Annotated in this window: 13 protein-coding genes; 8 read left to right on the forward strand and 5 right to left on the reverse strand. The window is 71.4% G+C overall.

Annotation, left to right across the window (positions count from 1 at the left end):
* Positions 1–109: 109 nt before the first annotated feature.
* The 4 genes from ABZV77_RS15005 to ABZV77_RS15020 are packed head-to-tail and all read left to right on the forward strand — an operon-like array spanning position 110 to position 3,105.
* Positions 110–1,720 carry an ATP-binding protein gene (locus ABZV77_RS15005; RefSeq protein WP_356255678.1) on the forward strand — a complete coding sequence of 537 codons (1,611 nt, stop codon included), beginning with the start codon at positions 110–112 and terminating at the stop codon, positions 1,718–1,720.
* Positions 1,717–2,127, forward strand: coding sequence for a roadblock/LC7 domain-containing protein (locus ABZV77_RS15010; RefSeq protein WP_356255681.1), 411 nt, complete (start codon positions 1,717–1,719; stop codon positions 2,125–2,127). The genes ABZV77_RS15005 and ABZV77_RS15010 overlap by 4 nt, the downstream gene beginning before the upstream one ends.
* Positions 2,124–2,507, forward strand: a complete 384-nt coding sequence (locus tag ABZV77_RS15015; protein ID WP_356255684.1) for a DUF742 domain-containing protein — start codon at positions 2,124–2,126, stop codon at positions 2,505–2,507. The genes ABZV77_RS15010 and ABZV77_RS15015 overlap by 4 nt, the downstream gene beginning before the upstream one ends.
* Positions 2,488–3,105 carry an ATP/GTP-binding protein gene (locus ABZV77_RS15020; protein WP_356255686.1) on the forward strand — a complete coding sequence of 206 codons (618 nt, stop codon included), beginning with the start codon at positions 2,488–2,490 and terminating at the stop codon, positions 3,103–3,105. Before ABZV77_RS15015 ends, ABZV77_RS15020 begins: the two co-directional genes overlap by 20 nt.
* 136 nt (positions 3,106–3,241) lie before the next feature.
* Here ABZV77_RS15020 and ABZV77_RS15025 read toward each other — a convergent pair whose 3' ends face one another.
* Positions 3,242–3,853: a CGNR zinc finger domain-containing protein gene (locus ABZV77_RS15025; protein WP_356255689.1), complete on the reverse strand. Its 612-nt coding sequence runs from the start codon at positions 3,851–3,853 to the stop codon at positions 3,242–3,244.
* Between the two features lie 55 nt (positions 3,854–3,908).
* Between ABZV77_RS15025 and ABZV77_RS15030 the strand changes: the two genes are divergently transcribed.
* A complete protein-coding gene (locus ABZV77_RS15030) occupies positions 3,909–4,295 on the forward strand; it encodes a PPOX class F420-dependent oxidoreductase (protein WP_356255692.1) in 387 nt (128 codons plus the stop codon).
* Here ABZV77_RS15030 and ABZV77_RS15035 read toward each other — a convergent pair.
* Positions 4,285–5,310 carry a tetratricopeptide repeat protein gene (locus ABZV77_RS15035; protein ID WP_356255695.1) on the reverse strand — a complete coding sequence of 342 codons (1,026 nt, stop codon included), beginning with the start codon at positions 5,308–5,310 and terminating at the stop codon, positions 4,285–4,287. The two genes, ABZV77_RS15030 and ABZV77_RS15035, sit on opposite strands and share 11 nt — an antisense overlap.
* Positions 5,311–5,420: 110 nt before the next feature.
* Positions 5,421–6,494, reverse strand: a complete 1,074-nt coding sequence (locus ABZV77_RS15040) for a hypothetical protein (protein ID WP_356255698.1) — start codon at positions 6,492–6,494, stop codon at positions 5,421–5,423.
* Positions 6,495–6,677: 183 nt separating this feature from the next.
* On the opposite strand from ABZV77_RS15040, the gene ABZV77_RS15045 reads away from it, so the two are divergent.
* Complete coding sequence (locus ABZV77_RS15045; protein WP_356255700.1) at positions 6,678–8,645, forward strand: M13-type metalloendopeptidase; 1,968 nt, start codon at positions 6,678–6,680, stop codon at positions 8,643–8,645.
* 66 nt (positions 8,646–8,711) lie between these two features.
* Here the strand turns inward: ABZV77_RS15045 and ABZV77_RS15050 are convergent, their stop codons facing one another.
* A complete protein-coding gene (locus ABZV77_RS15050; protein WP_356255702.1) occupies positions 8,712–9,581 on the reverse strand; it encodes an alpha/beta hydrolase in 870 nt (289 codons plus the stop codon).
* Positions 9,582–9,594: 13 nt separating this feature from the next.
* A complete protein-coding gene (locus ABZV77_RS15055) occupies positions 9,595–10,509 on the reverse strand; it encodes a helix-turn-helix transcriptional regulator (protein ID WP_356255705.1) in 915 nt (304 codons plus the stop codon).
* Positions 10,510–10,649: 140 nt separating this feature from the next.
* On the opposite strand from ABZV77_RS15055, the gene ABZV77_RS15060 reads away from it, so the two are divergent.
* Together ABZV77_RS15060 and ABZV77_RS15065 are read left to right on the forward strand one after the other, a co-directional pair.
* The gene (locus ABZV77_RS15060; protein WP_356255708.1) at positions 10,650–11,600 is read left to right on the forward strand and encodes an MBL fold metallo-hydrolase; all 951 of its coding nucleotides are present in this window, start codon (positions 10,650–10,652) and stop codon (positions 11,598–11,600) included.
* 22 nt (positions 11,601–11,622) lie between these two features.
* Positions 11,623–13,116, forward strand: coding sequence for a carboxylesterase family protein (locus tag ABZV77_RS15065; protein WP_356255711.1), 1,494 nt, complete (start codon positions 11,623–11,625; stop codon positions 13,114–13,116).
* Positions 13,117–13,124 lie beyond the last annotated feature (8 nt).

Consider the following 13,124-nt stretch of genomic DNA (forward strand, 5'->3'; position numbering starts at 1 on the left):
GCGCGCCGTGTTGACGAGGTCCGAACGGTCACCGGTGTCGCGATGCCGCCCTGTGCGGCCTTTTGTTTGTGGTTGTCTCCCGTTCGATCGCGTTGGTTTGAGGATGCAGATGGAACTTGCCACTCCACCACCGGCGGCGGCCCAGGAGTCCGGGGTCTGGCGCGCCTGGTGGCTGTTGCCGTCCGGCTTAGGCGCAAGCACGATCGCCGCCGCGGTGACCGGCCCCGATGAGGCCCGAATACCCCTGGTTCTCGCGGGACTTGGTGTCACCGCGGCCGCGGCCTGCTGTGTACGGCTCCTGCTGCGCGCGAGAGACGAGTTGCGCCGCACCACCGAGCAGGTCCAGGTGGACCAGCTCAGCCACTCACGCCAGTGGCAGCACCACGTGGCCTCCCTGGAGCACCAGTACGCGACCGACCGCGCGGCCCTGGAGGCCCGTCTCATCGACGAGGCCAAGGCCTCGGAGTGGCGCGTCGACCGCCAGCACGAACTGCTCGTCCGCCTGGGTGACGAATTCCTCCCCAAGGCGCTGAAGGGACTGCGCTCCGGCGAGGCCATCGACGACGTGCTTCCGCAGTTGGCGCAGGAGACGGATGTGTCTCCCGAGTTCCGGCTCGAACTGCGCAAGGTCCTGCGATCAGGCCTCATCGCCGTCGAGGAGGAGTTCAACCGCAGCACCTCCGCCGAGCAGGCCGTCATCAGCATCGGCAGCCGACTGCACGTCCTCACCGGCAAGATCCGCGGCCGTCTCCACGAGATGCAGGGCGAGCACGGCCGCTCGCCCGCCGTCGCCCAGGGACTGATGGAGCTCGACCAGGCGATCGGCCCCGCCGACTGCCTGGCCGCCAGCATCGGCGTCCTCGGCGGGACCGACCGGCCCGGCAGGCAGTGGCAGGAGCCGCAGCGCCTGCTCGGTGTGGTCCGCGGCGGCATCGGCCGCATCAAGGACTTCGACCGCGTGCAGGTCCGCCAGCTGCCCGAACTCGGCGTCGACGGCGGCCTGGTGGACCACCTCACGCTGATCTTCGCGCACCTCCTGGACAACGCGGCCCGCTACTCGCCGCCCACCGAGCCCGTGATCGTGTCGGGCAAGGAGGTGCCGAACGGCGTGGGCATCGAGATCCAGGACGCGGGCAAGGGCCTGAGCGACGAGAAGAAGAAGCAGGCGATCGAGTCCCTCGAAGGCGTCGGCGAGGGCCCCGGCCTCGGCGGCCTCGCGGAGAACGCGCACCTCGGCCTGCGCGTCGTGGGCACCCTCGGCCGGAAGTACGGCATCCGGGTCACCTTCGCGGATTCGCCCTGGCTCGGCACGTCCGTCGTCGTGGTCGTCCCGCACAAGTACTTCAGCAGGCTCCCGGCGGGCGTGGCACCCGCACGGCCCCCGGCCCCGGTCCCGGCCGCCCACACCAGGACGCAGACGGCACCGCGACCGCCTGCGACTCCCGAGGCCACGACTCCCGCCCCCGCCCCTGCGCCGACCGCCGCCGAGCCCGAGCCGGAGACCACGGCGGGCGGCCTGCCGAAGCGCCGCCGGAGCGGCAGACCGCGCGCCGACGTGTCCGAAGCGGCCGGTAAGGCGGCACCCGCGGCAGCCCCGGCCCCGTCCGTCGTGCCGCCGGACGCGTCCTTCACCGGCCTGGCCGCCTTCGCCACCGCCGGACGAGAGACCGAAGAGCCCCGCACCGAAGAGCCCCGCACCGAAGAGAGCGACCAGCGATGACACAGCACGAGACCGACGTGAGCTGGGCGCTCCGTGACCTGACCGAGTCCATCCCGGAGATCCGCTTCGCGCTGGTGGCCTCCAGCGACGGCAAGGCCATCACGTCGTTCGGGGCCGAGGACCCGGACGACGTGGACCGGTTCGCCGCCGTCGTCGCGGGTCTGCAGGCGCTCGCCCAGCCCGTCGCCGCGCAGTTCCCCAAGTACAGCGGTCAGCTGCGGCTGGCGATGATCGAGGTCGACGGCGGGCACCTCTTCGTGGTGCGGGCCGGCGTGGAGACGTATCTCGGGGTCCTCGCCAAGGAGGGTCTCGACCAGGGACTGCTCGGGCACCAGATGAGGGACCTGGCCCGCCGGATGGGTGAGCTGCTCGGCACCACCGCGCGCGGGGACGAGCAGCCTGGATGAGTGGCCCCCAGCGGCCCACGGACCCGGCCGGTCTGGAGCGCTACTACGTCGTCACGGGTGGCCGCAGCGGACCGGGCGGGGCGGCCGCGGGGCTCGACGTGGCCACTCTCGTCATCAGCCGTGCCGTCCGCGCGGCGCCCGACGAGGGCCTGCAGCACGAGCACGAGGAGATCGTGCGCCGGTGCCGCGATCCGCTGTCCGTCGCCGAGCTCTGCGCCCATCTCGGACTGCCGTTCAACATCCTCGCGGTGCTGGTGACCGACCTGCTGGACGCGGGCCGGGTGGAGACCCGCGACCCCATCCCGGCTACTTCCCCGTCCGGCCACGGGCCGGACGTCGCGCTCCTGGAGGAGGTTCTCAGTGGACTTCGAAGGCTTTGACCGTCCCGGCCGCCCGTCGTCGGCCGGGGCCCTGCCCGCCGGAAGCCGCTCGGTCAAGGTGATGATCGCCGGGGGCTTCGGCACCGGAAAGACGACCATGGTCGCCTCGGTGAGCGACATCAAGCCGCTCACCACCGAGGAGACCCTGACCCGGGCCAGTATCGACGTGGACGACCTGGTCGGTGTCGCGGACAAGCAGGAGACCACGGTCAGTCTGGACTTCGGCCGCATCGGGCTGAACGAGCAGCTGGTGCTCTACCTGTTCGGCACCCCAGGACAGGAACGGTTCTGGTTCCTGTGGAACGGACTGTTCAAGGGCGCCCTCGGCGCGGTCGTCCTGGTCGACACGCGCCGACTGGCCTCCAGCTTCCGGGCCATCGAGGAGATGGAGCGGCAGGACGTCCCCTTCGTCATCGCGCTGAACGTCTTCCCTGACTCCAAGGAGCATCCTTTCGAGGAGATACGCGAGGCCCTGGACATCTCCCCGGACATCCCCATCATCGCGTGCGACGCCCGCGAGAAGGAGTCGAGCCGCGACGTGCTCATCGCCCTGATCCACCACCTCAAGGAACGTGCGGCCGTTCCGCAGACCCGCTGAACCGTCAGTGGTGGTGCAGCACGTCGATCAGCTGGGTCCTCGTACGTCCCGGCCTTGCCGCCCTTGCGGCCGGTGGCCGTGCGGGAGCCACCGGAGTCATGCCATCCGGACGTGTTCCTCAGCCGTCTCAGCCCTCCTAGGAGCGGCGCGCCCGCAGCGTCCGTACCTTGTGGCGGTTGCCGCAGTGCTCCATCGAGCACCAGCGACGGCGGCCGGGGCGCGAGGTGTCGACGTAGATCAGGGCGCAGTCCTCTGCCGAGCACGTGCGGATGCGGTGCGCGAACGGTCCGGTCAGCAGCTCCACGGCATCACGCGCCACGGTGGCGAGCAGCCGGGTGCCGTCCGCGGTCCCTGCCCAGGCGCGCTCGCCGCCCGGTCCGACGGCGGGGACCAGCGGAGCGTGGGCGGCCGCCGCGTTGACGGTGTCGATGTCGGCAGGGGCGGCGGGCTCGTCGTGCGCCCGCGCGGTCGTCACGCGGAACAGCGCGTCGCGCAGCCGCCGGGCGTCCGCCACCTCGGTGTCGGACACTTCCAGGACCGGGGGCGGCGTCAGCCGTGACCGCTCGGCCCAGGCGGTCAGGTCGCCGGGCGCGTGCAGTACCTCGTACCGCCGGAACTCGCCGGGGCCACCGGTGGGGAGCAGCTCCAGGCAGAGCGCGCCGGGGTCGAAGCGGAACGTGGACCCGCTGTAGGAGCGCAGCACGATGCCGGAGGTCCCGGAGGGCAGGGGCGGCGGGGACTGGTCCATGTAACCAATATAAGGAGTTACGAGGTGTGGGTGCGGGGCGCCCTAGACTCTCGGCATGGTCGACACCCTGCTGACGCGGCTCAGCTCCGGAAAGTACTTGCTGGTCAGCAGCTACCGGAAAGACGGCACCCTGGTCCCGACCCCCGTATGGGTCGTCGAGGACGACGGCGCCCTCGGCATCTGGACGCCCGGCGAATCGTGGAAGGTGAAGCGGATCCGCAGGCGCGCGGACGTCATGGTCGGCCCCTGCGACCGCCGCGGCAAGCCGACCGGCGAGCAAGTGCTCGCCACCGCTGAGGTCTGCTCGCCCGAAGCCACCGCCCGCTACCGCACCCTCATCCTGCACAAGTACGGGGTGCCCGGCTTCCTCACGCTGTTCGGCAGCAGGCTCCGCCGCGGCCTCAAGGGCACGGTCGGGGTCCGCATCACGCTCACGCCCTGACGGCGGGCGCCGACTCGGCGCGGAAGGCGACGACCATGTCGCGGGCGTGCCGCAGCCCCATGCGGTCGAAGTCCTCCTCCAGCACGGCCAGTTCGGCGAGCGTCGCCTCCCGGGCGCGCCCGAGCCGCGCCCGGCACTTGGCCAGGCCGAGCCGGGAGAGCGCGGTGCCGCGCGGCTCGTGCATCGCGGTGAACTCGTCGAGGGCGATCGCGTACGTCTCCCGGGCCGCCGCGTAACGCCCGGCGCGGTACAGGACGTTGCCGCGCATCTTGTGGTTGTAGGCGAGCGCGCTCGCCAGGTCCATGGACCGGCACACGTCCTCGGCCTCGGAGAGCAGGCCGAGGGCCCGGTCCGGATCGCCCTGCAGGGACACCACGTCCGCCACGCCCCGCAGCGACCAGGCGCGCCCCCGCGCGTCGTCCGCCTCGGTGGCGATCCCGACCGACTCCTCGAACAGCTCAAGGGCCTTGGCGTGATCGCCGCGGTTGCGGTGCATCTGCGCTATCCCGGTCATCGCCCACACCATGTGCCGGGCCTCGCCGCGCGCCCGCCCCTGCTCCAGCAGTTCCTCGTGGAGCGCGGCGACGGCCGCGTAGTCCCCCTGGATGCGCCCGGTCTCGGCGAGGCCCGCGAGCGCGTACCCGTGCGCGAGATGGTCACCGCTGTGCGCGGCCAGCTCCACGGAGTGGGCGAGCAGCCGCCGGGCGAGCGGCAGCGCCCCGCACTGCCGCGCGAGGGTGCCGCCGCTCCACAGCGCCCAGGCCATGGCCCCCTCGTCCCTCGCGACGCGGGCGCTGCGGTAGCTCTGCCGCCAGGCGGCGCCCGCGTCGTCGACCCGGCCGAGCCGCCTGCTCGCCTCCGCGAGCGCCAGCGCGGCCCGCGCCCGCTCTCCCGGGCCGTCCGCCCGGGAGAGCGCCCGTCCTGCCGACGCGCGCACATCCTCGTACGAGGAGTTCACGCTCAGCTCCGAGCCCAGCTCACCCTGGTACTCCGGGGCGAATGCCTTGACGTACATGGATCCGAGGCCTCTCGATCGGTCGGCAAACTGACGTGATCAAGAAGCTACGAGCCGGGCCCGGGTGGGCGAATCCCTCCCGGTACGGGTCATTGCGTACGACCTGAGTGCTACGACCGGGGGTCGTGATCAGTCTCGGGACGTACGGTCGCCGTCTGGAGCGCCGTGATGCACGCGCCGATGGCCTGCTGGAGGTCTTCGAGGCGCTTCATCATGTCGTCCTCATAGATGTCGTCGATGTCCTCTACATCGTCGAACGTCAGCTCCTCGAAGACCTTCGTGGCCTTCTGCAGGCTGCTGTAGAACTTCGCGCGCCGCTCCTGCACCCGCAGCTCGGGGTCGCTCTGCACGGTCTGCGCCACCAGGTCGCGCACGGTGTCGTACGCCTCGCGCGCCCACTCGCCCGACTCCTCGCCGTCGTCCAGCTCGTCGATCAGGGACAGATGGCGCTCGGCCTCCTCGCGCAGCTCGGCGGACGCGTCGATCATCTGCCCCGCGGGCGTCTTGACCTGGCCCTTCTCCACGATCTGGCGGACGTACTCGACGCGGTCGCCCGCCTTGGCCTCGGCCGCCACGGCCTTCTTGAGGTCGTCGGTGCGGACGATGTCGCGGACCAGCTCGGTGCGCAGCGCCGGGTCCTCGTCCAGGCGGTCCATCAGGGCCTTGCGCGCCGCCTCCGCGGTGCCGGGGTCGGCCAGGATCGCGGCGCGCAGCGCGGTGGGGTTCTCCGCGACCTCCAGGGCCTTGGTGGGACGGATGCCCTCGGCCTCGGCCGCCTCGGAGATCGCCTCGCCGCGCTGGCTGAGGGCGCTGGAGCGGGCGGAGTAGTACGACAACCAGATGTCGGCGTCCGGGAGTTCGACGTCCATGCCGGGGGAGAGCGCCTCGAAGTGGGGCACCATCCCGTCGTCGGCGGCCTTGTCCCAGGCCTTGTAGTAGCGCATGACGCGGTCGGCCGAGCAGCCGGCCAGCTCCGCGAACTCCTTGGCGGAGATCTTCGGCGTCTCACCGGCGCTCTGCCCGCCGGGCCGCACGCTGCGGGCCACCTTGAGGCCGAAGGCCCAGCCGCCGGTGCGCGCGTAGGCCCCGAAGTCGCGGGCGTCCTCGGCCACCAGCGCGGCCGCGTCGGCGGTAGCCTCGGAGGAAGCTGCGTTCTCCTGGGGCGGGACGATGGCTACGGTCACAGATGTGCTCCTGAGTGTCACAGGCATACGGACGTTGACGCGATACTTTATCGCTCCTATTGAGATGTTTTGCGCGCGAGTTGGCGTGCCGGTCGGCCGCCCGGAAGCAGTCCGTTGTTCGCTCCTCGCCGAACGGCCCCCGCAGCCCGTCGTACCGGGCCGCCCCCTCGATAGGCTGCCTGGATGAGCATTCTGGATGACGCCCGCCCGGGCATGAACCCCGAGATCCGCCCGCAGGACGACCTCTTCGGTCATGTCAACGGAGTCTGGCTGGACACCGAGAAGATCCCTGAGGACCGCTCCAGCTGGGGGCCCTTCGTACAGCTGGCCGACACCGCGGAAGAACAGGTCAAGACGATCATCCAGGAGCTGGCCGCGGAGGTGTCGGCCGACCCGGGCGCCGTCTCCGAGGACGCCCGGAAGATCGCCGCGCTGTACGCCTCCTTCATGGACGAGGAGACCATCGCCGCCCGCGGTCTGGCCCCCGCCAAGCCCTTGATCGACGAGGTCGCGGGCCTGCGGGACACCCGGGAGCTCGCGGCCTTCATCGGCCGCTTCGAGCGGATCGGCGGCTCCGGCCTCTTCGGCGCGTACGTCGACTCCGACGACCGCGACTCGGACCGCTACCTCTTCAACATCCTCCAGGGCGGTCTCGGCCTGCCCGACGAGTCGTACTACCGCGAGGAGAAGTTCGCCGAGATCCGCGAGAAGTACGTCACCTACCTCACCGAACTCCTCACCCTCGGCAAGCACGCGGACCCGGCGGCCGCCGCCCGGACCGTCCTCGCGCTGGAGACGAAGCTCGCCGAGGGCCACTGGGAGCGGGCCGAGACCCGCGACGTGCTGAAGACCTACAACCTCACCACCCTGGACGAACTCACCGCGCTGGCACCCGAGTTCGACTGGCGTGGCTACGCCGCCGCGCTCGGCGGCTCGGACACCACCATCGCGGAGACCTGCGTCCGCCAGCCGTCCTACCTCGCCCACCTCTCCACGGTCCTCGCCGAGGTGCCGATCGAGCAGTGGCGCGACTGGCTGCTGACGCGCGTGCTGCGCTCCTGCGCGCCGTACCTGTCGGACGAGTTCGTGCGGAACAACTTCGAGTTCTACGGCCGCACCCTCAACGGCACCCCGGAGATGCGTGCCCGCTGGAAGCGCGCGGTCGCGTTCGTCGAGGGCTCCATCGGTGAGGCCGTCGGCAAGCAGTACGTCGCGCGGCACTTCCCGCCGGCGTCCAAGGCGAAGATGGACGACCTCGTCGCCAACCTCCTCGAGGCCTACCGCCAGTCGATCGCCCGCCTCGACTGGATGACCGACGAGACGAAGGAACGGGCGTACGAGAAGCTCGCCACCTTCCGCCCCAAGATCGGCTACCCCGACACCTTCCGCGACTACTCCGCGCTCCAGGTCTCGGCCGACGACCTCCTCGGCAACGCCCAGGCGGCGTCCGCCTTCGAGTCCGCCCGCGAGCTGGCGAAGATCGGTGCGCCGGTCGACCGCGACGAGTGGTTCATGCTGCCGCAGACGGTCAACGCGTACTACAACCCGGGCACCAACGAGATCTGCTTCCCCGCGGGCATCCTGCAGAAGCCGTTCTTCTCGCCCGACGCCGACCCGGCGGAGAACTACGGCGGCATCGGCGCGGTCATCGGCCACGAGATCGGCCACGGCTTCGACGACCAGGGCGCGCAGTACGACGGCGCGGGCAACCTCAACGACTGGTGGACCGCCGCCGACAAGACGGCGTTCGAGGGGAAGTCGAAGGCGCTCGTCAAGCAGTACGACGCCTTCTCGCCCCGCAACCTCCCCGGCGAGTTCGTCAACGGCTCGCTCACCGTCGGCGAGAACATCGGCGACCTGGGCGGCCTGACCATCGGGCACACCGCCTACCTCATCGCCCTCGACGGGGCGGCGATGCCCGAGAGCGACGGCACGACCGGTTCGCAGCGGCTCTTCATGAACTGGGCGTACTGCTGGCGTGCCAAGCGCCGCAAGGAGCAGGAGCAGCAGTACCTCACGATCGACCCGCACTCGCCGCCGGAGTTCCGCGCCAACATCGTCCGCAACCTGGACGAGTTCCACGAGGCGTTCGGCACGGTGGAGGGCGACGGGCTGTGGCTCGACAGGTCGGAGCGCGTCCGTATCTGGTGACGCGCGCACGGCGCCGCGGGGGATGTTCCTCCCGCGGCGCCGGGGCCGTGCCCGACATCCGGCCCGTCAGGTGAGGAACGCCCCGGTGGACGCCGCGAACGCGGCCGGGTCGTGCAGCCAGGGGAAGTGCCCGGCACCGGGCTGCACCACGAGCTCGACGTCCGGGAACAGCCCGGCGAGCTCGGTCATCGCGGGCGGCGGAGAGTTCAGGTCGGCCTGCCCTGCGAGCACCAGGACGGGCGCCCCGAACTTCGCGAGCGCGGCACGCGTGGCCTCCGGGTCGTAGGCACCCTCGGCACCGAAGGCCGCGGCCGCCTCGTCGTTGCGCTGCCCGTCCTCGGCGGCCCGGTGGGCCCGTGCCTCCGCGTCCCAGCGGCCGTACGCGAAGGGCGCGATGGCCTGGAAGGCCTCGGCGGTGGCCCCGCCGCCCACGATCGCCTCCAAGGCGGCGAAGGCCGTGGGGAACCACGGCTCGTCCCTGCGCAGGAGCGCCGCCTCCCGTCGTGCGGAGCCGTCGACCGGGATGCCGACGGCCATGACGCTCGGCGTGATCAGCGCCAGCCTGCCGACGCGCTCCGGGTGGCGGGCCGCGTAGAGCACCGCGAGGTTGGTGCCGCCGGAGTGCGCCAGCAGATCAAGCACCTCAAGACCCAGGTGCACGCGCAGGGCCTCCACGTCGTCCACGAGCCGGTCGCAGCGGTACGAGGAGCGGTCCTCCGGCACCGCGGAGTCACCGGTTCCGCGGAGATCCAGCATGAGCAGCGGCCGCCGCGCGGCAAGGCCCCCGAGATCACCGAGGTATGCGGAGGCCTGCATCGGGCCGCCGGGCAGACACACCACCGGAGGCACGTCGAGGCTGCTCGCGTCGCCCTCTCCGCCGTCCCTGATGAGGTGATAGGCGAGCTCGGTTCCGTCGGGAGCAGTGAAGGTGCGCATGACCGTGACCTTGTCAGCGGCGCGGGTCGGGAGCAACCGAATTGGGTGCGGGCAGCGGGCGGGCATCGGCCTGCGCGGCACCGTCGCCGGTGGCCTGGGCGAGCAGGGCGAGAGCGGCCCGCGAGGGCGAGCCCGCCTCCGTGGTGGCGACCACGACGACCGGGCCTTGCCCGCTGGTCATGCTCTGCTGGATGACGGTCAGCGGCCCGACCAGCGGATGACGCATCTCGTAGTCGGCGCCGGTGCAGGCCTTGACCCGGTGGTCGGCCCACATCGAGGCGAACTCGGTGCTCTTCGCGGACAGCTCACCCAGGAGCGCATGGAGCGACGCGTCCTCCGGGTGCTGGGCCGCCACCACGCGCAGATTGCCGACCACGGCCCTGGCCTTGCTCGGCCAGTCCGCGTACAGGTCACGGACATGGCCGTCGAGGAACACCAGCCGGGCCATGTTGGGACGCCGCGCCGGAAGGTCGGGGGCGTCGAAGTCCAGATGCCCGGCGAACAGCGCATGGCCCGTCCGGTTCCAGGCCAGCACGTCGGTGCGTCGGCCCAGCACGATCGCGGGAGCGTCGCCGAGCACGTCCAGGAACTGACGTGTCGCCTCCGGCACCCGTTCCGGCGCCGGACGGCGGCCCCGGGTGCGCCGCCGGTCGACCCGGGCCACGTCGTGCAGGTACCGCCGCTCGGAATCGTCCAGCCGCAGCGCCCCGGCGATCGCGTCGAGCACTTCGGGCGACGCGCTCAGCGACTGCCCCTGCTCCAGCCGCGTGTAGTAGGAGGTGCTCACCCCCGCCAGCAGTGCCAGCTCCTCGCGCCGAAGCCCCGGTACACGTCGGCGCTCTCCGTAGGTGGGTACCCCGATGTCCGCCGGGCGCAGCTGGGAGCGCCGCGTCTGCAGGAAGTCTCCGAGCTGCGTCTTTCCGTCCATGGTCCCGAGTATGGGCCGCCTCGCGGCACGGAGCCTGACCCAGCTGTGGATAGGCAAGGGCGGGGCTGGCTCCGCGCCCGCGTCCCCGATGAAGTCGGAGGCACCGAACCCGGTACCTCGCCCTCACCCAGGAGACCGCCTTGACCACTGCCAACACGGCCACCACTGCCACCACTGAAAACGAGATCACCCTCGGCGATGTGTCCATCACCCGAGTACGGGAGTACTTCGGCTCCGTCGACATGACGCCCGAAATCTTCTTCCCGGAAAGCTCGAAGGAAGTCTGGGAAGAAGGTGGCCCATGGCTGGCCCCGCATTTCCTGGATCCCGAGTCCAACACCGTGAACTCCGCGATCCAGACCTGGCTGCTGCGCAGCGAGGGCAGGACGATCCTCGTCGACACCGGCGTGGGCAACCACAAGGAGCGCCCCTACGCCCCGGTCTGGAGCCACCTCGAAACGGGTTTCCTGGCCGATCTCGCCCGGGCCGGAGTCCGGCCCGAGGACGTGGACGTCGTGATCAACACGCACCTCCACGTCGACCACGTCGGCTGGAACACCCGCCTGGACGGCCGACAGTGGGTCCCCACGTTCCCCAACGCCACCTACCTGATGCCCAAGGACGACTTCGACTTCTGGAACCCCGAGAACGGCCATCAGCCGCTCCTCGGCCGCGGCAACCAGAACGTCTTCGAGGACAGCGTGGCCCCCGTCCACCGGGCAGGCCTGACCCGCTTGTGGGAGAACAGCCACCGGATCGACGCGAACCTGCGCCTGGACACGGCTCCCGGGCACACCCCCGGCTCCTCGGTGCTGACCCTCACCTCCGGCACGGACCGTGCGGTGTTCGTCGGCGACATGCTGCACAGCCCGGTTCAGATCCTGGAGCCGGACGCCAACAGCTGCTTCTGCGAGAACCCCGCCGAAGCCCGCGCCACCCGCCGCAAGGTGTTGGGCTGGGCCGCCGACAACAGCGCCCTCGTGATCCCGGCCCACCTGGGCGGCCACGGCGCCACCGAAGTCGTACGCGACGGCAGCACCTTCGCCATCAAGGGCTGGGCGCCCTTCGCCCCGTACACCGAACAGCGCTGAAGCCCGCGGAAAGGCACAAGAAATGAACCACCATCCCGAACCCGTCGTGACCACCGCGCAGGGAGCCGTCCGCGGCCTGCGCCGACAGGACGGCACTGCCGCCTTCCTGAACATCCCGTACGCCGCCCCGCCCCGCGGAGCCGACCGGTTCGCCCCGCCCCGGCCGCACGAGCCCTGGGCGGGCCTACGGGACGCCACGGTCCGCGGACCCAACGCGCCGCAGTCCGAGCGCAAGCTCGGCAGCATCGACTTGGCCCCCTACTTCGGCACCGGCTGGAGCCGTGGAGAGGACTACCTCACCGTCGACGTCCGGACGCCCGCCGCCGCGCGGAGCGACCTGCCGGTCATGGTGTTCGTGCACGGCGGCGGATTCGTCGCCGGTTCGACGCGGTCCGCGCTGTACGACGGGTCGGCCTTCGCCCGTGACGGCGTCGTCCTCGTCACGCTCAACTACCGGCTCGGCATCGCCGGTTTCCTCGATCTGCCCGGGGCCTCCGCCAACCGCGGCCTGCTCGACGTCGTCGGCGCGCTGCGCTGGGTCCAGGAGAACATCGGGGGCTTCGGCGGTGACCCGGGCAACGTCACGCTCTTCGGCCAGTCGGCCGGTGCCACCATCGTCGGCGGCGTCCTCGCCGCCCCCGAGGCCGCCGGACTGTTCCGCAGGGCGATCGTGCAGAGCGGCAGCGGCCTGGGCGCGTTCAGCCCCGAGCAGGCTGCCCGTGTTACCTCCGCGGCCGCCGGGGTCCTGGGCGTCGAGCCGCACGTGGACGCCTTCGCGGACATCTCCGACGAACGACTGGTGGCGGCGGCCACCAGGCTCGCGGGCATCGACCTGCGGACCGCCACCCACCACGACCCGCTGATCGGCCTCAGCCTCTTCAGCCTCGTCCTGGACATCCAGCCCGCCGAAGCCGTCGCCACCGGACACGGCTCCGACGTCGACCTGCTCATCGGCACCAACACCGAAGAGGGCCGCCTCTACCTGGTCCCCGTGGACAAATACGCCACCTCCACGGCCAAGGACCTGGACGACACGGCGGCGCGCTCGCACCCGAACCCGACGCGGCTCGTGGAGACGTACCGCAGGACACGTCCCGAGGCGTCGTTCGGCGAACTGCGCTCCGCCGTCATGGGCGACGCGCTGTTCGGCGCGGGCACCCGCGCCCTGGCCGCCGCCCACGCCGCCCACCCCGGCTCCGCGACCTTCGCCTACGAGTTCGCCTGGCGTTCGCACGCCCTGGACGGAGAACTCGGCGCCACGCACGCGGTCGAGCTGCCCTTCGTCTTCGATCTCACGCATCTGCCGCAACTGCACGGCCCCGCCGCCCTGCTCGGCCCGGACAAGCCCCCGGCGGATCTCGCGGACCGCATGCACCAGACCTGGATCCGGTTCGCCACTACCGGCGACCCCGGCTGGGATCCGTACGACACCGAGCGCAGGGCCACGATGCGCATCGACGCGGAGTGGCAGCAGATCGACGACCCGCACGGCCAGGAACGCCAGGCCTGGAGCTGACCCGACGC

This window comes from Streptomyces sp. NPDC004732 (genome assembly GCF_040609235.1).
Classification (GTDB): Bacteria; Actinomycetota; Actinomycetes; order Streptomycetales; family Streptomycetaceae; genus Streptomyces.